The sequence below is a fragment of the Pseudomonas sp. TNT3 genome, assembly GCF_010095445.2.
Classification (GTDB): domain Bacteria; phylum Pseudomonadota; class Gammaproteobacteria; order Pseudomonadales; family Pseudomonadaceae; genus Aquipseudomonas.
Genome location: NZ_WFGV02000007.1, coordinates 37,094 through 61,733 on the forward strand (window position 1 = coordinate 37,094; position 24,640 = coordinate 61,733).

13 protein-coding genes and 1 pseudogene are annotated in these 24,640 nt (G+C 54.8%); 9 read left to right on the forward strand and 5 right to left on the reverse strand.

Features of this window, described 5'->3' with window-relative positions; translation table 11 throughout:
- Positions 1–47: 47 nt before the first annotated feature.
- Positions 48–1,853: a hypothetical protein gene (locus GBC55_RS06490; RefSeq protein ID WP_162436473.1), complete on the reverse strand. Its 1,806-nt coding sequence runs from the start codon at positions 1,851–1,853 to the stop codon at positions 48–50.
- Positions 1,854–2,307: 454 nt separating this feature from the next.
- Here GBC55_RS06490 and GBC55_RS06495 point away from each other — a divergent pair, with 454 nt between their 5' ends.
- The 5 genes from GBC55_RS06495 (at position 2,308) to GBC55_RS06515 (ending at position 12,789) form a co-directional block, all read left to right on the forward strand.
- Positions 2,308–7,419, forward strand: a complete 5,112-nt coding sequence (locus GBC55_RS06495) for an RHS repeat-associated core domain-containing protein (RefSeq protein ID WP_162436474.1) — start codon at positions 2,308–2,310, stop codon at positions 7,417–7,419.
- 270 nt (positions 7,420–7,689) lie between these two features.
- Positions 7,690–8,247, forward strand: coding sequence for a fimbrial protein (locus tag GBC55_RS06500; protein ID WP_162436475.1), 558 nt, complete (start codon positions 7,690–7,692; stop codon positions 8,245–8,247).
- Between the two features lie 86 nt (positions 8,248–8,333).
- Positions 8,334–9,089, forward strand: coding sequence for a molecular chaperone (locus GBC55_RS06505; RefSeq protein ID WP_162436476.1), 756 nt, complete (start codon positions 8,334–8,336; stop codon positions 9,087–9,089).
- Positions 9,090–9,120: 31 nt separating this feature from the next.
- A complete protein-coding gene (locus tag GBC55_RS06510; RefSeq protein ID WP_162436477.1) occupies positions 9,121–11,628 on the forward strand; it encodes a fimbria/pilus outer membrane usher protein in 2,508 nt (835 codons plus the stop codon).
- 411 nt (positions 11,629–12,039) lie between these two features.
- Positions 12,040–12,789, forward strand: coding sequence for a fimbrial protein (locus GBC55_RS06515; protein WP_162436478.1), 750 nt, complete (start codon positions 12,040–12,042; stop codon positions 12,787–12,789).
- A 51-nt stretch (positions 12,790–12,840) separates the two neighbouring features.
- Here the strand turns inward: GBC55_RS06515 and GBC55_RS06520 are convergent, their stop codons facing one another.
- The 3 genes from GBC55_RS06520 to GBC55_RS06530 all read right to left on the reverse strand — a co-directional run bounded on the left by GBC55_RS06520 (position 12,841) and on the right by GBC55_RS06530 (position 18,800).
- A complete protein-coding gene (locus GBC55_RS06520) occupies positions 12,841–14,322 on the reverse strand; it encodes a hypothetical protein (RefSeq protein ID WP_162436479.1) in 1,482 nt (493 codons plus the stop codon).
- A gap of 137 nt (positions 14,323–14,459) precedes the next feature.
- Positions 14,460–16,661 (reverse strand): autotransporter outer membrane beta-barrel domain-containing protein, encoded by a 2,202-nt coding sequence (locus GBC55_RS06525; RefSeq protein ID WP_162436480.1) that lies wholly within the window; start codon positions 16,659–16,661, stop codon positions 14,460–14,462.
- A 171-nt stretch (positions 16,662–16,832) separates the two neighbouring features.
- Complete coding sequence (locus GBC55_RS06530; RefSeq protein ID WP_162436481.1) at positions 16,833–18,800, reverse strand: hypothetical protein; 1,968 nt, start codon at positions 18,798–18,800, stop codon at positions 16,833–16,835.
- A 339-nt stretch (positions 18,801–19,139) separates the two neighbouring features.
- On the opposite strand from GBC55_RS06530, the gene GBC55_RS06535 reads away from it, so the two are divergent.
- The 4 genes and pseudogenes from GBC55_RS06535 to rarD all read left to right on the forward strand — a co-directional run bounded on the left by GBC55_RS06535 (position 19,140) and on the right by rarD (position 23,127).
- A complete protein-coding gene (locus GBC55_RS06535) occupies positions 19,140–20,153 on the forward strand; it encodes an aldo/keto reductase (protein WP_162436482.1) in 1,014 nt (337 codons plus the stop codon).
- A 567-nt stretch (positions 20,154–20,720) separates the two neighbouring features.
- The gene (locus GBC55_RS06540; protein WP_162436483.1) at positions 20,721–21,227 is read left to right on the forward strand and encodes a hypothetical protein; all 507 of its coding nucleotides are present in this window, start codon (positions 20,721–20,723) and stop codon (positions 21,225–21,227) included.
- Positions 21,228–21,381: 154 nt separating this feature from the next.
- Positions 21,382–21,929, forward strand: a pseudogene (locus GBC55_RS06545) (aldo/keto reductase); the annotation flags it as partial.
- A gap of 316 nt (positions 21,930–22,245) precedes the next feature.
- Entirely contained in the window at positions 22,246–23,127 is an 882-nt protein-coding gene (gene rarD / locus GBC55_RS06550) for an EamA family transporter RarD (protein ID WP_162436484.1), read from the forward strand.
- Positions 23,128–23,250: 123 nt separating this feature from the next.
- On the opposite strand, the gene hppD is transcribed toward rarD, so the two are convergent.
- Complete coding sequence (hppD, locus tag GBC55_RS06555) at positions 23,251–24,327, reverse strand: 4-hydroxyphenylpyruvate dioxygenase (protein WP_162436485.1); 1,077 nt, start codon at positions 24,325–24,327, stop codon at positions 23,251–23,253.
- Between the last annotated feature and the right edge of the window lie 313 nt (positions 24,328–24,640).

The following is a 24,640-nucleotide window of genomic DNA, read 5'->3' on the forward strand; positions in this document are numbered from 1 at the left end:
TCACTTAAATTAAATTATAAAAACTTGTTTTTTCAAAACAAATGACATCAAGAAACCAATGTAAAATGCGTTTCTCGTAGAGTTATTTCTGCACCTGGCTCATAAGTAATCGTCGCTTGAACGGCGACTTGTTCCAATTTGAATTTCGCCAACTCAGTTTGTTTCACGTATATCTCAAGCTTCTGGCTGCTGCCTTCGGATGCACTGACAGTGTGGTTGTCGAATATCGGAAGGGTCAGGCGCTCGTTGTTCGCAATATTTTTCCCGACCAGCACGGCGTTCACGTGTTGGCCTGCACGGATATAGGGCCAACCTGTTGGATAGGAGAAAAGTTCACCCGCAGCGGGCACCGCTTTCACAGAGATCTTTCCGCCAGCCTGTTGCGCTTGTCTGGACTGAATACCTGGGTATCTTATCGCTGGTATTCCCAAGACGCGCACACCAAATACACCCGATGTTTCAGCCGCTGTCTCGCCTCTCGGTGTCACCCGGTAGTACACCTGCACTGTTTTACCGAAGTTCGCCGGTATGTATTGGGGCGGGATGTTGAACGTACGCGCATCCTCCGGGATTGGATCAGTGGCGATGTAGTGGCCTGTTGTGCCGTACCCATCCCAGAGCATCTCAATCCCGTCACCAGGCTGGTAGCTGGTCAGCTCATCAAGTTTGATGTTTACGCCCTTGATATTGAGGGCAAAAACGTCCAGCTCACCCTCACCTTCTACCGGATCCTCACCGGGCACAGCCCCTACGACGATTGCCATTGGTAAGTTCAAAGCTTCACGAACCGTCGCGGGGTAAGAAGGAGCGGACATTGCGGTACCAATCCAGGCGAATTGGTATCGCAAGTCGATGGCATTACCGTTGCTGGCTTTCAACCACCGCGAATCGATGAAAAACTCGATAAAGCCTTTGTCAATCGTTGAGGCATCTACCTGCGTTTCCAGGACAAGCTGTTCAGCATCGTCCGCCTCAGAGTTTGCGTAACAGTACACCCGGTCACCGACGCTCATGCCGGGATAGGCTGCGATTCGGACCGGCATTCCGTCGGCATACCGTGCCGGGCTGATCACTTGGCCCGGGGTATGGCCGACGATCTCCAGCGCTGGTAACACAGGTGATGTCGGCGGGATGATGTGTATCACCTGCAGGGACGACAATGTCCTTTCGTCCGGTGTGTCGACGTATTGGATGCCGTAGTTCACTTCAATCCGGCCGCCTGCGATCCGGTTCAGATCAGACTTGCTGAGGAACAGCGGGAACGGTTTACCGACCTGCTCTTTAGACACTGTTTCGGAGTTTTCAATCGCCGGCGTCAGCTCTTTGCCACTGGAATCGAAACGACGACAGTGGAAATTAAGGGTATCGCCCGCAGCCATGGCTTCGTAAGGCCCTGCCCAAACACCCGCTGTCATGCCAACAGTGGCGAGGTCCAGATGCAGGTCATGGGACTCCTTGATCTGCAACACCGGCAGGTACGGCTTGGCCCGGGGACGTTTGCCGACGTAAAAAAAGATCCGGTTCGACTCATCGCCCGCAGTGCCGGTTGAATCAACCCGATACGAGTAAAATACCCAGCCCTGATCCACATCTTTGAGCGTTTTGTTTTCAATGTCGATTTGCACGCCCCTGGTCGACAGATTGTCCTTGGTCACTTCTACGCCAGACCTCAGGTCGTCATACACAACGCCATTGGGGTCACAGCCGCGCCAATTCAAATCAACATAGTGCCCTTCGGCGATACCGTCGTAGTCGATATAGGTGATAAGCCGGGCCGGCCCCAGTTTCACGAGATCAATGGTGTTATCAGCTTCTATTGCGTCGATTGTCGGCGCAGGGTTTGGATCGGCCACGGTTGGAACTCCTTGCATTGATGCGTTTATCGTCGGCTGGTGAGTGGACGCCGCGTTCATTGAGAACAGTTTTTACGCCTGAATTTCGAGTTTTGGTACTAGCAGATCTGTTAGGTTCGCGCGACCGAAAATGCTGTTAGTGTTTTGTCCGAGCGGCCATTAATTGGCCGATTTTGAAATGACAAGACAGATTAGAAGGCATGTAAGATGCGTGGGCACTGGACGTTCGCAATGTCGTGGGTATTCGAAGTACTCACGATTAAGAACCACTGCACCTCAATGAAAGTTTCGACCTCCGTTGATATGGCGAACGCACAGGATGTGCGACGTATTTGTACACGCCTTACCTATAGAGACGTGGTTCACAATGCGCCAGGCGACCTATACAGCAGATCTTCTTGCGTCAACTCCTATCGTCATTAACTGATTCTATTACCCTATGAGGGGATCGCCCATGGCCGCGTCTACCGCTGTCCACTCCAACGCGTTTAACTTCTTGAGTTTCGTTCAATCAGGTGTTGATTCACGCACTGGTTTATACACCGTTTCAATTTCATTGCCGGAAGTTAAAACCAACAACCTCTGCGGCCCCGTCGTTCCATTAACACTTGCGTTCAATCCGCTCAGCACCGTCGACAACGGGTATGGTGAGGGATGGGGCCTGGCAATGTCTGAATATCTGACGGATAAACGGATAATCTCCGTCAATTCAGGAGAAACTTTCGCCGTCACGGGCGATTACGGGGACGATAAAAAAAATCCGGACCCCAGTCGCCAAAAATTGAAAGAACAGAAAATCGAGAGTTTCAAATTCTACGAACTTGCGGAGTCCGATGAACACCGTCAATTCGGCGAATACAAAATTGTACACAAGTCTGGTCTTGTGGAGATCCTTAAAAGAATGGGTTCCAGCCCGGAAGTGGCCATGCCCGTGAAAATGTTTTCGCCAGTAGGTCATTCAGTGACACTGGCCTATGGCAACGGTCACGACGGTCGAATGCTCAGTACCATCAGTGATAGCACGGGCGTGATTCTGGAAGTCATCAAAGGGAGTGGTTTCGTTAAAATCAATGTCAGACCGATCAACAATGTGCCACTGGCCACTTTTATCCTGCACCTGGAAGGTAATCGGTTGACGCGCGTCGAGTTGCCCACCATTAACGGGGCGGGATGGCGTTTTCTCTACGGACTTGAACGCGAACAATTGTGCATCAAGGAAGTCTGGACGCCCGTTGGCGGGCATGAGCTCATCCAGTACAACGATTCGGGACACGGGTTCCCCGGCAATCAAGGACAGAAAAACCTGCCGCGAGTAACGGACCACATCACTGATCCTGGAGGTGGTCAACCTCCGATTGCGGTGAAATACAGTTATAGTAACGATGGCAGTAACTTCCTGGGTAATAACTCCAGTATCGAATGGAAGGACGATGGGCTGGATAACCTCTACAAGGTTACTGAAGCCTATACCTACGAGACTACCGAGAGCTTGATCGTAGGCGGTAGTGCAGTACGCACCGTCACTCGAATTTTCAACCGTTTTCACCTGCAAACCATTGAGGCAACGACACAAGGCAACCTGCGTAAAGCCGTCAGAACGACTTACTATGCAGACGATTCGCTATCGTTTGATCAGCAAATACCTCAGTGCCAGTTAGCCAAAGAGGTTTCAAACGTCTGGTCGATTACCGACGACCCACGCACCTGGCGCCGGGACAAAGAGCTCAGTGAGTACGATATTCACGGCAACCTGACTTTTAAGCGTGCATCGAATGGTACTGCTGAAACGATCACATACTTTCCGGCTAAAGGAGTACCGGGAGAATGCCCGGCAGACCTATACGGTTTCGTACGGAACGTGCGTTCCAAGACCGTTACTCCGGCCTCGGACTTGACGCTGATTCCCGATCTGCAGGCCGGTGCGCCGACAATGCGTACACGATATCGTTATGCGACGCACCCTCCTGTCAGCACAGCCACCACACCGTCGATATTAATGGTTGAAGAACAAGTACTGGAAGTTGGGGACGAAGCCGAAGCCCTGGTTCAGCGCTGTGTCTATAGTTACTTCAATGAGCCTGACGATCACCTCAGGCACGGGGAGCGTCAACGTCAGTCGATGACGCTGGTTAACGGTAACAAGCAGAAAACATTGTTTACCGACTACAAGTACAGCATCGAGAAAGCGACGTATGCGACCTTTGCAGGTGAAGCAGTCCTCTACACCGAGGAAACATTCACGACTGATTTCGACGATGTCAGCAAATCCGTAAATCTGGAGCGTTCACTGCTAACCGGTGAATCGTTGCTCGTCAGCGACAAGGACGAACAACTACGTTACACCTACGACGCATTAGGTCGGGTTCTCAGCGAAACCGAGGCACCAGAGAGTGGATTCCCTGCAACCCGGACCTTCACATACCATCTGGTCTGCCCGGCTTGTCCTGGCGAAGAGCCTGTGACCGAGCTCGCTTATCAGGAATTGACGGACGTTAAAAAAGTCAAAACCCGTACATGGTTTGACGGGCTTGCCCGTGCGACCAAGGAAGAGCTTGAGGACATCGATAACGCCGACGGCGGTACACCAGTATTTCGCGTTATCTATGAAGCCAATTACGACGCATGGGGTCAGTTGCAAAGTGAAACCGAGGTCGATTGGCTAGGCAAAACCGACCTGCGTCTGACCAGCACCTTTACTTACGACGACTGGGGGCAGCAAGACAGCGCCACAGGTCCCAACGGCGTGACAAATTACACGCGAAAAAATCCAATCACGTTTGTCACTGAAAGCTGGGTTGAGGGCATAGGCAAGTCCGTGACCCTCACAAATCGCTTCGACAATCCAGTCAAGACCGAGCGCTTTGCACTCGATGGAAAAACACGCGTTAGCTTGCACAAGTACAAGTACGACGGGCACGGCAACACTACCGAGGAAATTGACCCGTTAGGTCGAGTCACCCGCTACAGCTATGACAGCAAGGGTCGAATGATCAGCACCATTCTGCCTGACAGGACAGTCGTCGGTCATCGGTACGCCGAACACAGCTGTGCCGAGCTGCCGACCGCCATAACAGTCAAACCCGGCAACAATGCACTGGAACCCGTGACCGTGGGGGAGCAACGCTTCGATGGTTTGGAACGATTGACGCACGTTATCGTCGGTCCGCGGTTAGAGCGTCTGGAGTATGAGGGTGGCCGGCTTCAGCCGCATCAACGAATAACTGCTGCGGGTAAAACGATCAAATATAAATATAAACCTGGTCTGACCAGCAAACCCACCGCCGTCGAGGCGGAAGACGATAACGCTTCGTTCAACTATGACCTGCTCAATGGCAACCTCGAAAAATCAAGCAATGACCAGGGTACCTATGACTTCACCTATAACGGTGCTGGCCATTTGAGTGTCGAGACCTGGACTGAACCTGGCACACCAAAACCATGGGTCACTCGCTACACCAGTTCGTTGAAAGGCCGGCAACTGACGCGAACGGATGTCGGTGAACAGACCACCCACGCAGAATATGATGTTAACCCGGCCACTGGCGTCGGAACCGGACGGCTGACTAAAGTCACCCAACGTCAGCTTGAGAGCGAATTTGAATACGACCCGCTTGGCCGCCTCTATCGCACCAAGACCTCAGACCTGGGCACGGGTAACGCGCTCGTTACGACTCTGTCCTTCGATGATCTTGGCCGAGAAAAAAACCGTACGCTGACTTTGCGTAACTCATCCGGGAAAAAGTTACAGGCGGAACGGAGTATCGATCTGACTTATCTGGCCGATGGAAACCTGCAGACCCGGCATCTGAGTGTGGACGGCAAAACCGCATTGCTGGAAACCTTCCAATACGACCTGCGCGGCCGGATGGAAATCTACGAGTGCTCAGGCGATGACTTGCCAAAGGATCGCTTTGGCAATGCCATCGTCAAGCAGTATTTCGAGTTCGATTCGCTGGACAACATCATTTACAGTCAAACCGACTTCAATGATGGTAGCCAGGACACTGTCGAATTCGGATTTGCAATGGACGACCCTTGCCAACTGGTGAGCGCTATCCATAGTCACCCTGCCTATCAGAGTCTCCAAACCGAATTCAGTTATGACGCGGACGGCAACTTGACTCATGATGAATTGGGTCAACAGTTGCAATACGACAGTCAAAGTCGCCTTTTAGGAGTTGCAACCGCGCAAGGTCAGCCCGTCAGTTCCTACCGTTATGACGGGCATAATCATCTGTTGGCGGTCAAGCGGGAGGGCGATGTTGAAACGTTACGCTTTTATGAAGGCAATCAACTAAGCGATACGATGCATCAAGGCCAACACACCCAATTGCTCCACGCTCGGGGGCAAGCACTTGGTCAACAAGTGCCGGGGGACGATTCGAAAACCTTGCTACTACTGACCGATGCCAAAAACTCGATTATCGCCGAAAGTCAGGACACTGAATTGCGCACGGCGGTATATACCCCTTACGGCGAGCTTAGCAGTGACAACAGGCTAGAAAGCCTGCTGGCTTTCAACGGTGAAGTGCGCGACCCGGCCAGTGGCTGGTACCTGCTCGGTCGAGGTTATAGAGCCTATAACCCCGGCCTCATGCGCTTTCACAGTCCGGACTCTATGAGCCCATTTGGCGCTGGTGGAATTAACGCTTATATGTACTGCGCGGGCAACCCGATTGCCTTTAGTGATCCGACGGGGCATGCAGCCGCCGGCCGTGCAATTAATAACGTTTATTTGGGGGTCGGGCTTACAGTGGGCGCCATACTGGTCGGGGTTCTGCTATCGATTGTTACGGTTAACCCTGGACCGTTAGCGGCCGCATTAAAAGTTTCGACCGCCTCTGCCACAGGCACCTTGGTGCTGCAAGTCGGTGCAATGTTCGGCGCCCAGACGACGGCAGCAACGGTTTCAACAGCGGTAGGAACGGGCGCAGCCTTCAGCACTGGATCTGTCTGGGCTGCAAATGGGGCGTTCTTTCTCTTTGGTACACTGCTCGAAGCCTCCACGACGTTTATGAGAGACCCGCTCACATCTGAGGTGATGTCTTACGCAGGGTATGGCATCTCCTTCATTGCTTTGCCGTCACTAAAAACATTTAAACCACCAATGCCTCAAGTTCAATTGTTGAAATTTGCTCAGTATGTTGAAGGCGCAGCGATATCGAAAACAAGTAGCGCGGCAGCGGCAGAAACAGGTGCACCCTCAGGGGTTACAGCCACTCGACTCGCCAATTCGAGCGCTAACGCTTCTGACGCAGAAGCATTTGCTATTGACTCGGCGACTTCTCCTTTATCTAAAGCATCAAATGAGGCCATGTCTTTCGCTTATCAATCCGCTGGAGACGTAACGACAACGACACCGACAACGTTTACAAAAACAATCGAGGCTCCCGCTTTTATCGGAGGAGAAACCCACACGTCGACATCGACTACGCACACGCCGCGATTTGATGGCCAGTTAAGACAAACAGGTCGACTACAAGGATTTACTGGAAGATCGACTATAAGATTTTATGGTTACATTCATGACGGATGGTATCGACCGCCCAAACCTCCTGCACTCTAGAAAAACTTAAGTGGTTCAAAGCGCCAGACATCATCAAGCATGTTGCCTGGCGTTATTGTAAACCCTTCATATTGCTTAATTCTTACTTCTTACTTCTTACTTCTTACTCCTTCGTTTGAGAGTTCTCTCATATCCCCCGCCCTTCTCCCTCCATAAACTCGCCCCCGAGACAACGCTCACCCTCATCACTTAATCACTGCCCGCGCTTCAGCGGGCGAAACCGGTGCTGTCTCGATTTCACTGCACCGGTTATAAAACAAGGATTGCTAAATGAAGAAGTCTTTACTGGCACTGACCCTGGGTCTGGCTACTACCCTGGTGGGCACTGCCGCTTTCGCTGCTGACAGCACCGGCCAAATCAACTTCACCGGGAACATCAACGCTAATACTTGCCCTATCGAACCTATCGATCCAGGCACAGGTGCTCCGGGCCCGATCAATCTGGGCAGCGTCTCGGTCATTGACTTTGGCGGTGCTACCGATAAAGAAGTGGGCGGGCGCGAATTTGCACTGCGCATCAAGGATGGTGCTGCTTGCGCCATCACGATCGGCGACATGGCCAAGGTTCGATTTGACAGCACGCATGGTAACGCCGGTACCGGTGGCAAGTACTACGCCATTCAAACCGGCGGAGCTACAGGCGTCGCACTTGCGATCAACGACAACGACGGCAAGCACGTTGATAGCGGTACTCAGTCCAAGGATTACCCGCTAAACGCCACAGGCGAAACCCGAATGATTTTCAACGCTAAATATCGCTCCACCAGTGTGAATGTCGCACAAGGCCCAGTCATCGCCAACGTTAACTTCGTCGTTACCCTGCCGTAACTGCGTGTCCCTGAGCGCAAAGCCCTCTCTGCGCTCAGGGACGCAAACGACCTCGCGCAAGCGTGCGCATCGTTCATAGGTATCCCATGTTCGGATCGATTAAATCACTCTGCCGCGACAGAGCGGCACTCTCTTGCGCCATCACTGCGCTGCTGTTGGCCGTTCATGCGCCTTTGAGTTACGCCGCATTGACCCTCAGCAGCACGCGAGTCGTCTTTGACAGTGAAAAACGTAGCGTCTCACTGATCGTCGCCAACCCCAGCGATAAACCCTACGCCGTGCAAACCTGGGTCAACACCAGCGCCGACGATACGACGACGGCCGTGCCCTTCATGACCTCGCCTCCGCTGTTTCGGGTCAATCCAGGCAAGGAGCAGCAATTGCAAATCAACGCGCTGCCCAATTCCCTGCCGACCGATCGCGAGTCGCTCTTTTACTTCAACGCCCAGGAAATCCCCCAGGCCAGTAGCGAACAAAGCAATGTGCTGAACATTGCCATCCGTACGCGCATCAAGTTTTTCTACCGCCCCAGTCAGATCAAGGACACACCCAATGTGCGTATCAAGGACCTGCAATGGTCGCTTGAGACCCTCGGTGGCAAATCCCAGCTGGTCGTGAACAATCCGACACCCTTCCACTACACCTTCAATCGTCTCGAAGTGACGGTGAATGGACAGTCCCACCGTGTGGATCCCACGGAGATGGCCGCACCACTGAATCGTCAAGCATATGACCTGGGCAACGTCAAACCTGGTCCCGGCATGCAGGTGTCGTTTTCTACCCTCAACGATTACGGCGGCACGACCCCATTGATCTCCCTGCCGATTCAAGCCGGCCGCTGATACCCATCGAACAACTGCCAGGACAATAATCATGATCCCCTCCCCAGGTCGATGGTGCGTGCCTGCGCGCCTGCGCCTAGCCCACGTTATTTTCATCGGCAGCGGCGCAGCGCTTCTGGAGATCAAACCCGCATGGGCCGAATCGCCCATGGCGTTTCAGTCTGGCTTCATGCATCAGGGCGCTGGACAGCCAGCAGACGCCGGGTACTTGGCGCTGCAAGTGCTGGCGAACGCCCAGGACGTGGGGCCGGGGCGCTATCGCGTCGAGGTTCGGGTCAATCAGGAATACCAAGGGCTGCATGACATCGAATTCACGCAGGCGGGCACGGCATCACTGTCGCCCTGCCTGAGTGCAGATTTGCTCGCCCGATTCGGCGTTCGCCTCGATGCGGTGGCCGATCCCGAACTGCTCGAAGCGGGCTGCGTTGACGTGACGGCGCTGATTCCCGGTGCCCGCACCGATTTTGACGGTGGCCGGTTGCAATTGGGCATTTCCATTCCACAAATCGCCATGCGCCGTGACGTGATCGGCCATGTTGACCCCGAGCGCTGGGATGAAGGCATTAACGCTGCCTTCGTCAACTATCAGGTGTCGGCGCAGCAAGGCTCCAGCCGCTACGGCGGCAATAACAACAGCCAGGATGTGTACCTGAACGCCGGCGTCAATCTGGGTGCCTGGCGCTTTCGAACCAACCAGACGGGCACTCAGGGCAGTCACGGTGATCGCCAATGGTCCCGGGCCTACACCTATGCACAGCGGGACTTGCCCGGCATGAATGCCAACCTGACCCTGGGCGAAGCGTTCACCGGTGGTGATGTGTTTAAAAGTCTGCCGATCACAGGGGCATTGATTGCCACCGATACCGCCATGCTGCCAGACGTCCTGCAAGGTTATGCCCCGATCATTCGCGGCGTTGCGCTGACCCGTGCCCGATTGGAAGTCAGGCAGAATGGCTACCCGATCTATTCCACCTACGTCAGTGCAGGCCCTTACGAAATCGATGATTTGAGCACTGGCGGCGGCAGCGGCGAACTGGAAATTGTGCTGACGGAAGCCGATGGACAGGTCCGGCGATTCATCCAGCCTTACGCCTCTCTGGGCAACCTGCTGCGCGAAGGCACCTGGCGTTACAACGCCGCAGTCGGTCGTTACAACGCGGCCAGTCACATCGATGATCCGTTACTGTGGCAAGGCACAATCGCGATGGGCCTTGGCGGCGGCAAGACCGTTTATGGAGGGTTGCTGGCGGGTGAATACTACCGGGCAACCAACGTCGGCCTGGCCCAGGACCTGGGGGCGATCGGTGCACTGGCGCTGGACGTCACCCGCTCCGCTGCGGACATCGATTCCGCAGATGTAGCCTCGGTACAGGGGATGAGTTACGCGATCAAATACGGCAAGACCTTTCCCACTCGCACCAGCCTGCGATTCGCTGGATATCGCTACTCCACAGAAGGGTATCGGGACTTCGATGAAGCGGTGCGCCAGCGCAGTCAGGATTCCAGTTATAGGGGCAGCCGTCGCAGCCGCATGGAAGCTGCGGTCTATCAGAACATCGGCACCCGTAGCTCGGTGAACCTGACACTCTCGCAAGAAGACTTCTGGCGCACCGACTATCAGCGTCGCCAGTTTCAATTCAGCTTCAATACACAGTATCAGCGTGTCACCTACTCCCTGTTCGCCAGCCAGTCGCTAAGTGATAAACAAGACTACAGCGACCGTCAGGTGGGGCTCAGCGTTTCCCTGCCGCTGGACTTTGGGCATAGCGCCTCCGCCACGTTCGACCTGCAAAAGAATGGCGATTCCTTCAGCCAGCGCGCCAGCGTGAGCGGCAACCTCGATCAAAGCCGCCTCAGTTATCGAGCTGCCGTGGCCAATGAAGATGGCCTGCAACGCTCAGCCGAACTGTCCCTGGGCTACCAGACGCCGGTCGGAAGCTTCGGCGCGGGTCTGAATCAAGGCACCGAGTACCGGAACCTGTCCATCAATGCCAGCGGTGCAGCGTTGTTGCACGGCGACGGTATCGAATTTGGCCCTTATATGGGCGAAACGGCGGGCCTGATCCATGTGCCGGGTGTCAAGAACGTCGGCATCAACAACGCACCGGGCGTGCGCACCAGTGAAGACGGCTATGCATTGGCGCCATACCTGCGCCCCTATCGCGTCAATCAAATAGAACTGGACACCGATCAATTGGGCCCCGAAGTCGAAATCGACAATGGCACTGCCCAGGTCGTGCCTCGCCGTGGCGCTGTGGTCAAGAGCACGTTCGCGGCTCACGCAGTGAATCGCCTGGTCATCACCGCGTCCTTCAACGGCCAACCGCTGCCCTTCGGCGCACAAGTTGTGGACGCTGACAAAGCAGTGCTTGGCATCGTCGGCCAGGCTGGCCAGGTCATGCTCAGTACCCATGACCAACCACAAAGCCTCGAGGTTCGCTGGGGTGATCAGAGCGAACAACAATGCCGCTTGGAAGTCGACCCGCAAGGCATGGAACAGGCTCAAGGCTACCGATTGCAGACCCTGGCTTGCCATTGAGACGTACTCATTCAAAAAGGCGCCGGGCTTGATGTCCAGCGCCTCGCTCATTGAAGGAAAACAGTTATGAAATCATCTACACGACCGTGGATGTGCGTACTGGGGCTGGTTGCCGGCTATCAGTTTATTCAGCCTGCCGAGGCGAACACGTGCTCATGGGCCACCGCGACACCCGGGCCGATCAACTACGTCGCTAATGTCGCCAACGTTTACGTTCCGCGAGACGCGCGCATCGGCAGCGTTATCGGCACCATCGACACATTTGTCATAGCGCCCAACCCTAGCGGCGCAAGCATCTCCTGTACTAATGATGGCAGCACAACGCTAAGATTCAGCGCCATTGCGACTGCCCCTCCCAGCCATCGCATCAATGAGCCCCTCGGTGGCGCAGACCCCAGAGGAAATATTTTCATGACCAACATTCCGGGTGTTGGCGCACGCATCAGACTGGAGCGACCATTCGATGGGGTAGCCACCAACTCGTTCACACCCATAGGTGGGTTGCCGATCGTGCCCTTTGAAGCCGAAAACACGCACCTGCCTACTGCTGCCATTGCGTTTAGTAACTTGAGGAGCTACGTAACGCTGGTAAAAACCGGGGCCATTCCACCCGGCTCACACGCTCTGAACCAGCAGCTGTTCGATGGGTTTTTTACAGGCATCGGGAAGGGCTTCAGCTACGGGATCAGCGGCACGGTCATGCAGTCTCAATGCACCGTGGGCGCCAAACCCGTCAGCGTTGACCCGGTCCCGCTAGGCACATGGAACACCTCTGACTTCACCCACATTGGCTACACCACTGCCCCAACTGCTTTCACGATCACCCTGACCAACTGCGAATCGGACCCTGGGGATGTAAACAAGGCGGTTGCGCACATTCGCCTTGACGGGGCAAACGGTTCTTTACCAGTCGGGGATGGCAGCAATGGCGTGTTCACTCTGGGGACGGGCTCGACAGCCAAAGGAGTGGGAATACAAGTACTGCGTGCAGACACCGGAGCACCGGTGCCCTTGGGCACCGATGTTCCGTTTGGCTTTATCGAAAACGGTGTCGATAAGGTACTCGAGTTCAAAGCCTCGTTTTTTCAAACTCACGACAGTACTCAGATTGGCGCGGGTGTAGCAGAAGGCTCATTGGGCTTCACCCTCACCTACCAGTAGGCGCAAAGCCCCTGTACAAAGGGGCTTGATCGTGACACGAGGCCCTCAAAATCATGAGCGCAACATTGGCGTCAACTCGGGAAACGGAAACCAGCTCTCGCCGTCGTCGAAACTGACTTGCGTCAACACCTTGAAGCGCTCGTCTGACTTGAGACTCATCATGAAGTCCTTTGGCAGCGTCGCCGGTACACCGCCCGTCATTTGCGCGAGGGTGACAGGTTCTTTATTCAGAACCGTTCTTGATCTAGTTACATTGCCTTGGTCACGCCCGCTGACAGTGATGGTGATCAAGCTGCGCGTGCTGATGAAATTCCACGTTCGCTGATGAGCCGGCAGACCCGAATCAGAAATGGCTGACTTGAATACCGGATCGCTGTGAGGTGAGACCAGTTGCGGGGGCGAAAATCGAGCGGGGGGAAATTCACGCACCGCCACTTCCAGGAAGTCGGACGGTTTGTTGGAACCCTCCGGTGGATAGATAATGTAGTTAACCAGCATGCTTTTCTTGAAATAGGCCGCCACATTCTCCGGGGGAATTTTTACCTCTTTTGTTCCCCAAGGTACCGGCACCGTAATTTCACCGGCCGTACCTGGCTCACCAAACTGCACCTCTACCCTGTCGTCTCTAAAGTAAACAGCCTTATCGGGTATACGCACCGTCACCCCGTTCAATGCGTTTAACGGATCGAGCGGTCCCCAGTCTGAGGGATCGTCCTCTATTTCCAGGACCCATGGGTTTGGTGCAAAACGGGGTGGCCGGATTGCGGCCACGTCCAGGTCGACGGGTGTAGATTCGGCACTGGGGTTCGAGGCACGATCCTCAACACGATAAAAGACCACGCGCGGTCCATCGCCCATCGCGCGAATGAATTCGCCAGTGAACGTCAATTTAACGGGGTCGTTATAATTCAGGTGAGTGAGCGGCTGGCTCCGCAGTTCTTGCGACGCGCTATTGGCGGGGTTTTTCCAGGTTGCGATCACCACGTCGCCCGGCGCGGCGGTGGTGTAGGCGGGAACAGTGGCGATTACCTGGTCATTATTTTCCGGGCGGGCGAGGTAGTCGATATCGATACTGTTGGGAGGTCTGACTTCAGCAGGGAATATCAATTCGCTAGAAGCGTTGAGCAGTGGCGCTTGTTTGTCGATGGTGACGGTAAAGGGATGGGACCGCGCTGACACCCCTTGGAAATTCTCCATGATGAAACTGATCTGATGCTCGCCCTGAGGCAGCTTGCCGGCGGCTATCTCGATGAAATAGTCGGCGGGGTCCATGGGCAGAGGCCATGTCCGGGTGCCGATTATATCGGTTTCATTGTCATCCAGGAAAACGTCGACCCGCTCGGTCCCGTCATCTGAAGGCGGCGTGTCATACCAGGGTTTGAACTCAACCCGCAGCGGATTGCCCGGATCTGCCCAGGCATTGCGGGGCAGCAGATTGGTTTCCCCGCCCGGTACATCGGGCAGCGGAGCGGGTCGTGTCCACGGAGGGGTCATCGTTGGGTCGATTTGATGCATGAATTCGGATGCTGACATTTCGAGTTCTCCTTGCTGAAAGTCGGACACACCCAGACGGGAGTCCGGGCATCCGCAAATCCCGATGAACAGTCAACACCGTGACGGGAAGGTACCGGGCTAGCGCCCAGTGCCGTTCGCCTCGTGGCCCTGAGCGCTTACCAAAGATAACGCACGCCCACGTTGGCTCCCCACGGTTGTTCGATTTTGTTGCCGTTGCTGTAATCGAAATCGGCATGAATCGACACCTTGTCGCTCAGCGACACGGCTACACCAGCACCCAACTCGCCACGAGAACCCGATAGGTCGTTGTTGAACGAGTGGTCATTGACTTTCACTTCGTTATTGTTGGCGAACTCGTGCACAAAGGCGGCGCGAAGGTAGGGCTGAACCGTCTTGTCATCCCACTTGAAGTTGCGCCCGGCAGTTGCCCCTGCCTTGGCGAGCAACGAATGGGTGCGATCGCCTTCGGCGGACAAACCGTTATCCAGGTCGTAATCCTTGCCCTGGATAATCACACCAGACAATTGGGTGAAGGGTTCAACGAAATAGTCGTCAGCCAGTTTGATATGCCGACCAAACTCCAGGGACCCACCGATACCATGACTGTCGTAATTGCCCTTGGTTTTCTTGCCATCGCTAAGGTGCACATCGGACTCATTCTGGAAACGGTTGAACTTGAGCACGCCATCGAAGTAGTAGCCGCTCGGCTCATCCAGCCAAGTGGTGTAGGCGCCCAGGTAGTAGCTATCGATAGTGCCACTGGTGCCACGACTCAAATCCAGGTCGGACTTGCTGTAACCACCCAGCACACCCACCAGCCACTGCCCGTCACCCATCGGCAACGGCGCATCGGCACCGAACGACAGACCCTGCTGGACTTGCTGGTAAGCGACACCCGAACTGGCATCGACGTTGAATTTGTTGCCGTAGGCACGCATCCAGCCACCGGCCTTGCCGTGGTCCATGCGCACTTCACCCATGCGGCTGCGCAAGGTACTGAGTTCGCCATACCAGGCAGTCGGTGCCGCATTGAACAGCGCGATCACCGATTGGGTACCCGGGCTGATGGTGCGAGTGAGGGTATTGAGGTACCAATCGGTGTTGCTCAGCTTGACCAGGTCATAGGAGTACGCCCCCAGGTTCACGACGCCACCGGCGAGGTTGAACGTCGCATCGCCACTGCCGATGTGGACCACAGGAATCGCGCCGGCGCCCACAGGTTCCGAACCACTGGCATCAAGTTCTACGGTGTGTTTGCCGGTGGCATTTCCGGCTACGGTCAGGGTATCGACCTGGCCGGTCTGGAGATTGGTGTGGATGAAGAACGTGCCGCCGGTACCCGACAGCGTTCCCACGTTCAACTTGAAGTACTCACCCGGATTGCCGAACTGGATGGCACCGCCATTCATGTCCAGATTTTGCACCGAACCGTCACCGATCATGACCCAGCGTGCATTGCTGTTGACAGCCAGGTTCTGCACGTTCTGCAAACGGCCGGTCAGGGTGGCCGAGTCTTCGAGCAATACATTGGCCATACTGGCGTCGTCCGCGACGATGTCGCCGACCAGTGCGCTGCTGCCGACCCGTAAATTGGCTTCGGCGCCCCTGACTACGTTCATCAGTATGCCATTGGAGGACGATAGCGTAGAACCGTTGAGCACGGCGATGTTTGCCTGGGACGTCCCCGCAGTGCCGGCATCCACGACAATTGCCGAGCCATTGAGGCCTTCGACCTTGGTCTTGTTCAAGACCAGCGAGCTGGCGGAGTCGAGTCCGTTATCGGGGTTGATATCGATCCCGTTTCGGCTCCCGGTGATCGTGCTGCCATTGGCCTCGACTGTGCCACCGAATACGCGCAGGCCGCCAGCATTCGGCCCGGTGCCGATGAGCGTCGATTCGTTCAGCGTCAAGTGGCTCAAGGCATTGACCGTGGCACCGTTGGTTACGCCGGTGATCGTACTGTTGCTGACGGATGCAATAGATCCTTCAGTCCCCGCCGGATCACGACTGACCACCAGACCGACCCGGTCACTTGAAACGGTAGCGCCGGCAATATTCGCCCTGCCGGCGTTCAAATGCACACCATTGGCGCGGGTGGCTTGAACGGTGGTGCCATTAAGGTTCAGAGTCGAGTTGTTGACGGTGATATCACGGGTATCGCCACCATTGGCATTCAGGGTCGACGCACCGTTCAATACGTAATTGTCGGGGGCGGTGTTACTGTCAATGTTCAAGACCTGGCCAGGGTTCAAAACTCTTGCGTACCCCAGGTCGCTGATCAGCAACAAAGGCGCGATAGACAGTAGCTTCAAAGTACGGGACAGCGGATGCAGTTTGAACAGGTTAACCGTGGACATACAGACCCCATTGGCAAGTGAACAGAAAGCCGCGCAGGTTATAGATCGTGAACGTCGTGGTATGTAGGACTTATCTGAAGGAACTATTGAGCAATGAGATACGTCGCCAGAAGAAACGGGTGACTGCGGTCATCCGTTTCTTCTGGCGGTGCTTTTGCTGGGCTTACTTGCTCAAGGCTTGGCAGGTATTTCGCAACTCCCCTCGCCCTGTAACAGCCCGACCCTTGTGTTGGAAGGCGCTGCTGCAGCGGGTTTGTCCTTGATGGTGTAAGTCACATCGCCTTTGCCGAACGAAACATCTTTGACATAGATAGGCTTGATATGGGTGTCGTAAGGCTCGATGAGCCAGACAATTCCGTCTCGCGCCTGCTCTGCGCTGATATTGGTAAATGTTCCTGTTTTCTTGGCCCCTGGCAGATGTACCGGCGCTGCAAAGTTCTGATAAGCCTCCCACACCACTTCGACATCATCGCCCGCTTTCAAATGAGCACTTGGCGGGATTCTGTATTCAAAGCCGTATTCGGTCTGGCCTGCGTTCCAGCGCAACGAATTGCAGTTGAAGCGGTCAGGTTGAAACGTGTGCAACGGTTCGGCAGTCGGTAATTTCAAGACCAGGAATTTGATCTCGACCGTTGAACGGGGCTTCGGTTCTTGCGGATTGCTGTGGGCCGCGTTGGTCAGCACATACCAGATCGGCATGGCATCGCTGGGGCCTTCGCCGCGAATAACGTCCCAGTCGAGCGGGATCCGGATAACGTCTTCTTCCTTGTCGTTGGTGGTATCGATAACATAAGGAGGGCCGATCGGTTTTCCGTTCCACATGACCTGGTATGTATCATCATTTACCAGCGGCAATACAAGCTCGATTTCTGCAAATACGTCTTTGCCTTCATCGGAATTGATCAACACGTTTTTTACTGCGGACTCACCCACAACCGCCACTTCTTTCAGATTGGGGTTACCAGGCTCCGGGTCCGGGTTATCAGGGCCGGCATTGGACAGGTTGCATTTGACGGTTTCAACTGCAGAACCAAAAGGCTCGACACCGCGCAGTACCGTGTAACTCACAGGAATATCAATAACGCCTTTCGAATCGCCGTACGCTTGCTTGATCATATTCCACGGCACGAAGATATCGAATCCGGTCGTTGGATTAGGCCCTACAGGCGTGCCGGGCTTGAGTTCCAGGTCTTTCCATTTGACGATGATGCTGTCGTTCGCTTTGCCGTTGGTGACTTTGTCTATATGGACGATTACACCGCCATTGATAATGTCCTCACGAAGGAGTTCACCACCGGTAGCATCCGTCACCGTAGGCTTGGGCAGTGGCGTGAGCGGCAACGGACCGAGCGCCACTGACATGAGCTCGTACTCAGACAGCTTGCTTTCGTTCCCCGCCTTGTCAATCAGGACATAGCCGGCGCAACAGTTGCCGTCCCCCGCCGCAAGGAACTTGGCCTTGGGGATTTGTACCTTGCCGCCGCCGAGAATAGGTAGCGGACCGATCATATCGATGTCCTCGGGTTTCTCGGGCAGCTCTCCTTTTATCCAGCCGAAGGCGATATGAGTGCCGATTGGATCGCCGGTCCAATCGGGAATTGTGGCTTCGAGGAAGTCATCCGCCCCAAACGTCGAATCTTTGATCGGTGGCGTGATGGTAAAAATCATTTTGCTCGGAGATGTCGTGCCATTCGGAGGGATTTTGTCGATAAAAATACGAACACGGTTGGAATGGTCAGTAGGTCCTTGATGGCTTATATGCTCATATCTAAGGTCAAAGGGGCCTTCGTTTTCCGGGTCCAGAAAGAATTCTTTGGTGATAGTAAAAACCAGAGGAATCCAGATATCCCCCCCTTCAAATTCGAGCTCGTCGATCAATGTCCACTCTTCACTGCCCCCACGCGCACGCTCAAGGCGAAAATAATCAGTACCATCACCGGTTCCCGGCAGAGTCCCGCCCCATGTGGTGATCGTGACTGTTTGATCGGTCTTGAGCTTTTCCCGACGTATCAGCCCGTTAGCATCACCGTTGATCACGATATGCTTGACGTCCGGATCCTGAACCACTAGCGGCTGGGCCCCACCGGACGAGGACTCGCCAGCCGCAAGACGTTGCTCTTTTTTTTCTGGACCAGCCATAGTGTCGCTCTCCGTATTCATAATCTGGCGCCATGGACTTGCCATCGCATTTGGGCCGGAAAAGCAGACCGAATTACTGCCGGGCACTACCCAAGTACATCCCGTCGTTCTGCGCTTGGGTGAAGTAAGCTCTTTTTTTTTCAGCGGCGTAACTGTCAAAGTTGACAGGTAGCCCCACATTTTTTCGCGTCAGGGGCGGTGAAATTTCACGCCCGCGAGTCGGATCGCCGCCCTCCCCGCTCCTGCAATGCGGGTCTGGAGGATTCGATATTTAAGTTTGATCCTTGCAGCTGGTCTGGTATTTGATTGAGCCTTCCCCAATGGTAAAAGGACTTCTTCATGAGTTACCGCACACTGGGTCATTCGGGTTTACAAGTGTCGACCCTGACTTTGGGCACGATGATGTTTGGCGAACAGACCAGCACCGAGGATTCCCTGCGGATCATCGACAAGGCCTGGGACCAAGGCATCAATTTCATCGACACCGCTGACGTTTATACCAACGGTCGCTCCGAGGAAATCGTGGGTGAAGCCATTGCTGGCAATCGCCACGAATGGGTATTGGCGACCAAGGTTGGCTTCGGCCCGGTTGACGGTGTGCCGAACCGCAGCGGCCTCAGCCGCAAGCATATCTTCATTGGCATCGATGCCAGTCTGACGCGCCTTGGTACCGATTATGTGGACATCTATTACCTGCACCGCGAAGACCACAACACGCCGCTGGAGGTCACGGTATCGGCCATTGGTGATCTGATTCGCCAGGGCAAAATTCGCTACTGGGGGCTATCGAACTACCGTGGCTGGCGTATCGCTGAAGTGATTCGCGTGGCGGATAAACTGGGCGTAGACCGGCCGGTGATCAGTCAGCCGCTGTACAACATCGTCAATCGCCAGGCTGAGGCCGAGCAGATCACGGCGGCGCAGAATTATGGCCTCGGCGTCGTGCCCTACAGTCCCTTGGCGCGTGGGGTGCTCAGTGGCAAGTACGCACCTGATTCAAAACCGGATATCAACAGTCGCGCAGGCCGCGCGGATAAACGCATTCTGGAAACCGAATGGCGCGTGGAATCCTTGCGCATCGCCCAGCAGATCCAGCACTACACTCAAAAGCGCAGCGTCGGTATCGTCGAGTTCGCGATTGCCTGGGTGCTGAACAATGGCGCTGTGACCTCAGCCATTGTCGGGCCGCGTACCGAAGCACAATGGGATGCGTACACCAAGGCGCAGGCGGTGAGGATCACGGCCGAGGATGAGGCATTCATTGATTCGCTGGTGACACCGGGGCATGCATCGACACCGGGGTTCAATGATGTGAGCCATTTTGTCTCGGGGCGTGGATCGCGTTCGGTTTGAGATAACCGTAGAAGCTGGGCTTGCTCGCGATAGCGGTGTGTCAGGCTGAATGGATGTTGGACGGACTGACCTCATCGCGAGCAAGCTTTGCTCCTGCAAGGGAATGTGCACACAGTCGATGTGTTGTTGATCAGTTGGTCAATAATTAGCGCTGAAACCACGTACCCTCCGCACCCCTGTTTCACGTTCAACCTCGCGAGGACAAGTTGTCTAAAGGTATCGCTCTATCGGTCACGAAGCTTCCTGTAGTTATCCCGCACTTGTTGCGCTTTAAGTTGACTCTCCGAAACTGCCATATCGAATTCTCCAAAACAAGTGGGTATTCAGTCATGACTGTCTGGCAGCGTGGATCACGTCGAGCACTGCAAAAAAATGCACTGTCGCTCTGCCGGCCCAGTTGAAGCCTGGGTAAATTAAGCACGCATTTTTCGAAAGCCGATACTGTCAATGTTGACAGGTACCTTGGCCGCATACCTAACAGAAGTGCTAGGTTTCGCGCTTAGGGAATCATGGTAGTGTTTGTTCCGTGGCCCTACTTAGGCCATTCGATTAATGACAGGAGGAAGTATGAACTTTATTAACCTTTTCAAGGCTGCGATGTTCACAGGATTTGCGCTCATGCTATCCAGCGAGGCCACTTTTGCTAATGAGCCTTTCAACGGAGAAGTTATTTTAAGCGAAATTCAAGCTAGCGGAACCGTAGATGAAGAGTGGTGCCACTTACCTACGACCACAGGCTGGCACATGCTAAACAGGTTAAAAGGTTGCTACACGGATGACTACGACCTGGTTATGTTAAAAAACCTAGATTCCGCGCTGACTATTACTATTATGGACCATGGCTGGTGCTCGGATCATAAAGATAACTGGAGTTTTACCTTTAAGACAATAAAACAACCCACTGACACTGCGCCAACTGGCGGCGCCCAACTTTCAGACTGGGTTAAATTTGAAACTATCTGGAACACCAAAGATGGAGAAGTCGTCGTTCCTGGCATAATGAAGGTCAAAAACGAAGGTACAAAACCGGATTTCACTAACCAGGCAAGCTGCGTAATAATCGAACGCGACTAATTTCGGGGTAAATACGTAGGCGTGAGAGTCAAGATCACCGGAACGTAGTATTGGGCAATCCCCTTCCCTATTAAATACAGTGAACTTTTCCGTTTGCCTCAGCAGTTGTTCTGGTATTTGATTATGCCTTTCTCATTGGTAAAGGGATTTCTTCATGAGCTACCACACGCTGGGGTATTCGGGTCTGCAGGTTTCCACGCTCACCCTGGGCACCATGATGTTTGGTGAACAGACCAGCACTGAAGACTCCCTGCGGATCATCGACAAGGCCTGGGACCAGGGCATCAATTTCATCGACATCGCTGACGTTTATACCAATGGTCGCTCCGAGGAAATCGTGGGTGGCTGTCGAACTACCGTGGTTGGCGTATCGCTGAAGTGATTCGCGTGGCGGATAAACTGGGCGTAGACCGGCCGGTGATCAGTCAGCCGCTGTACAACATCGTCAATCGCCAGGCTGAAGCCGAGCAGATCACGGCGGCGCAAAATTATGGCCTCGGTGTTGTGCCTTACAGCCCGTTGGCGCGTGGCGTGCTCAGTGGTAAATACGCCCCCGATGCGAAACCGGACGCCAACAGCCGCGCAGGCCGCGCGGATAAACGCAATCTGGAAACCGAATGGCGGGTGGAATCCCTGCGCATCGTCAAACAGATCCAGCACTACACTGAGGGTCGCGGCGCTGGCATTGTCGAGTGGCATTTGCTCTGATGAAAAATCAGAGCGAATACCTGTCAGCCTAAGAATTTAGAGTTGCTGGGCAACATAGGATCTCCCACAGGGGTTTGTGGGAGCATGGGTTGGATTGGGACACAGTTTTGCTGTGGGATCTGAGCTTGCTCGCGATGGCGGTGTATCAGCCTGAAGTGATGTTGGACGCACTGGCCTCATCGCGAGCAAGCTTTGCTCCTGCAAGGGAATGAGCACACAGTCGATGGTTGTTGATCAGTTGGTCAATAATTAGCGCCAAAACCACGTATCCTCCGCCCCCCAGTTTCACGTTCAACCTCGCGAGGACAAGTTGTCTAAAGGTATCGCTCTATCGGTCACAGCCTCGGTGCTGTTTGCCGTCATGTACTACTACACGTCCCTGCTCACGCCCTTGAGCGGAGTGGAGATTTTTGGCTGGCGCATGCTGCTGACCGTGCCGTGCATGACGGTGTTCATGGTGGTCTCCGGCGAATGGAAACATGTGGTCGGCCTTCTCAAACGTCTCGTCGCACAACCAAAGCTGGCTGCCGGCCTGATCGCCTCCTCGGCACTGGTGGGTGTGCAGCTCTGGCTGTTCATGTGGGCGCCGCTCAATGGCTACAGCCTTGATGTGTCGCTGGGCTATTTCCTGTTGCCACTGACGATGGTCCTGACAGGCCGCATTGCCTATGGCGAACGCCTCTCGTACCTGCAGAAGATCGCGGTATTTTTTGCCTGCCTCGGGGTGGTCAATGAGGTCTACCAGGTCGGTGGTTTTTCCTGGGCAACGTTGCTGGTCGCGATTGGCTACCCCACTTATTTCGTACTGCGCAAACGCCTGGCGACGGACAATCTCGGCGGGTTGTGGCTGGACATGACGCTGACGCTGCCAGTGGCTTTATGGTTCGTGCAGAGCGGTGAACAAGGCTTCGGCGTGTTCGATCAATACCCGTGGCTGTCGCTGCTGATCCCGATGCTCGGGGTGATCAGTGCTTCGGCACTGGTGGTCTACATCATCGCCAGCCGGCTGTTGCCGTTCAGCCTGTTCGGGTTGCTGAGCTATGTGGAGCCGGTGCTGTTGCTCGGGGTCGCCTTGCTGCTCGGGGAGAGTATCAAGGGCGGGGAATGGTTGACGTACATTCCGATCTGGATGGCGGTGCTGGTGCTGATGTTTGAAGGGTTCAAACACATGGTGCGGCAGCGGCGGCCTTAGGCCCAAAAGAAAACAAATGTGGGAGCTAGCCTGCTAGCGAGCATCTTCAGTTTCAACATTGATGTTGGCTGAAAGACCGCAATCGCCAGCAGGCTAGCTCCCACAGGTATAGCGTTAGCTCAGTTAGTCGGTGGACAACACACCACGACGAACCTGATCACGTTCGATCGATTCGAACAGCGCCTTGAAGTTGCCTTCGCCGAAACCATCATCGCCTTTGCGCTGGATGAATTCGAAGAACACCGGGCCCATCAGGGTTTCCGAGAAGATCTGCAGCAACAGACGCTTGTCACCCGACTCGGACGAACCGTCCAGCAGAATCCCGCGCATTTGCAGCTGATCCACCGGCTCGCCGTGATTTGGCAAACGGCCTTCAAGCATTTCGTAATACGTCTCTGGCGGCGCGGTCATGAAGCGCATGCCGATCTTCTTCAGGCGATCCCAGGTGTCGATCAGGTTATCGCTGAGGAACGCCACGTGCTGGATGCCCTCCCCGTTGAACTGCATCAGGAACTCTTCGATCTGCCCGGCGCCCTTGGACGACTCTTCGTTCAACGGGATGCGGATCATGCCATCCGGCGCGGTCATGGCCTTGGAGGTCAGGCCGGTGTATTCGCCCTTGATGTCGAAGTAACGAATTTCACGGAAGTTGAACAGCTTCTCGTAGAAGTTCGCCCAGTACGCCATGCGACCGCGATACACGTTGTGGGTCAGGTGATCGATGATCTTCAGGCCCGCCCCTTCCGGATTGCGGTCAACGCCTTCGATGAACACGAAGTCGATGTCGTAGATCGAACTGCCTTCGCCGAAACGGTCGATCAGGTACAACGGCGCACCGCCGATGCCTTTGATCGCGGGGAGGTTCAATTCCATCGGACCGGTCTCGATGTGAATCGGCTGCGCGCCCAATTCCAGCGCACGGCTGTAGGCCTTTTGCGAATCCTTGACCCGAAACGCCATGCCACATACCGACGGGCCATGTTCGGCCGCGAAGTAGGAAGCCACGCTATGAGGTTCGTTGTTGAGGATCAGATTGATCGCGCCCTGGCGGTACAGGTGCACGTCTTTGGAGCGGTGGGTCGCAACCTTGGTGAAGCCCATGATCTCGAAGATCGGCTCCAGGGTATTCGGGGTTGGCGATGCGAATTCGATGAACTCGAAGCCCATCAGGCCCATTGGGTTTTCGTATAAATCTGCCATGGTTGGCGCCTCATCATGCTTTTAGAATTAACAGCTGAAATTAACAAATGTTAGTTGCTAGCAATGCTGAGACCGGCGGGTGGCGCGCAGGAGATGCCCCGCACGCTGCGGGCGAGGAAGTCACCGTAGATCAATTGGAACCCAAAACTCTTCATTGTCGACCCAAGGCTGATGCGGGCGAGGCTTCTGCTGCCAGAAGACGATTATTCTTATATGCGTAACCGGATTCTACACAGCGTAAACATATTTGTCCGCCTTCTCTATCAAATCCCCTTTCGCGCCGGGTGTGCAAGGGGTTTGTTACATTGGAAAA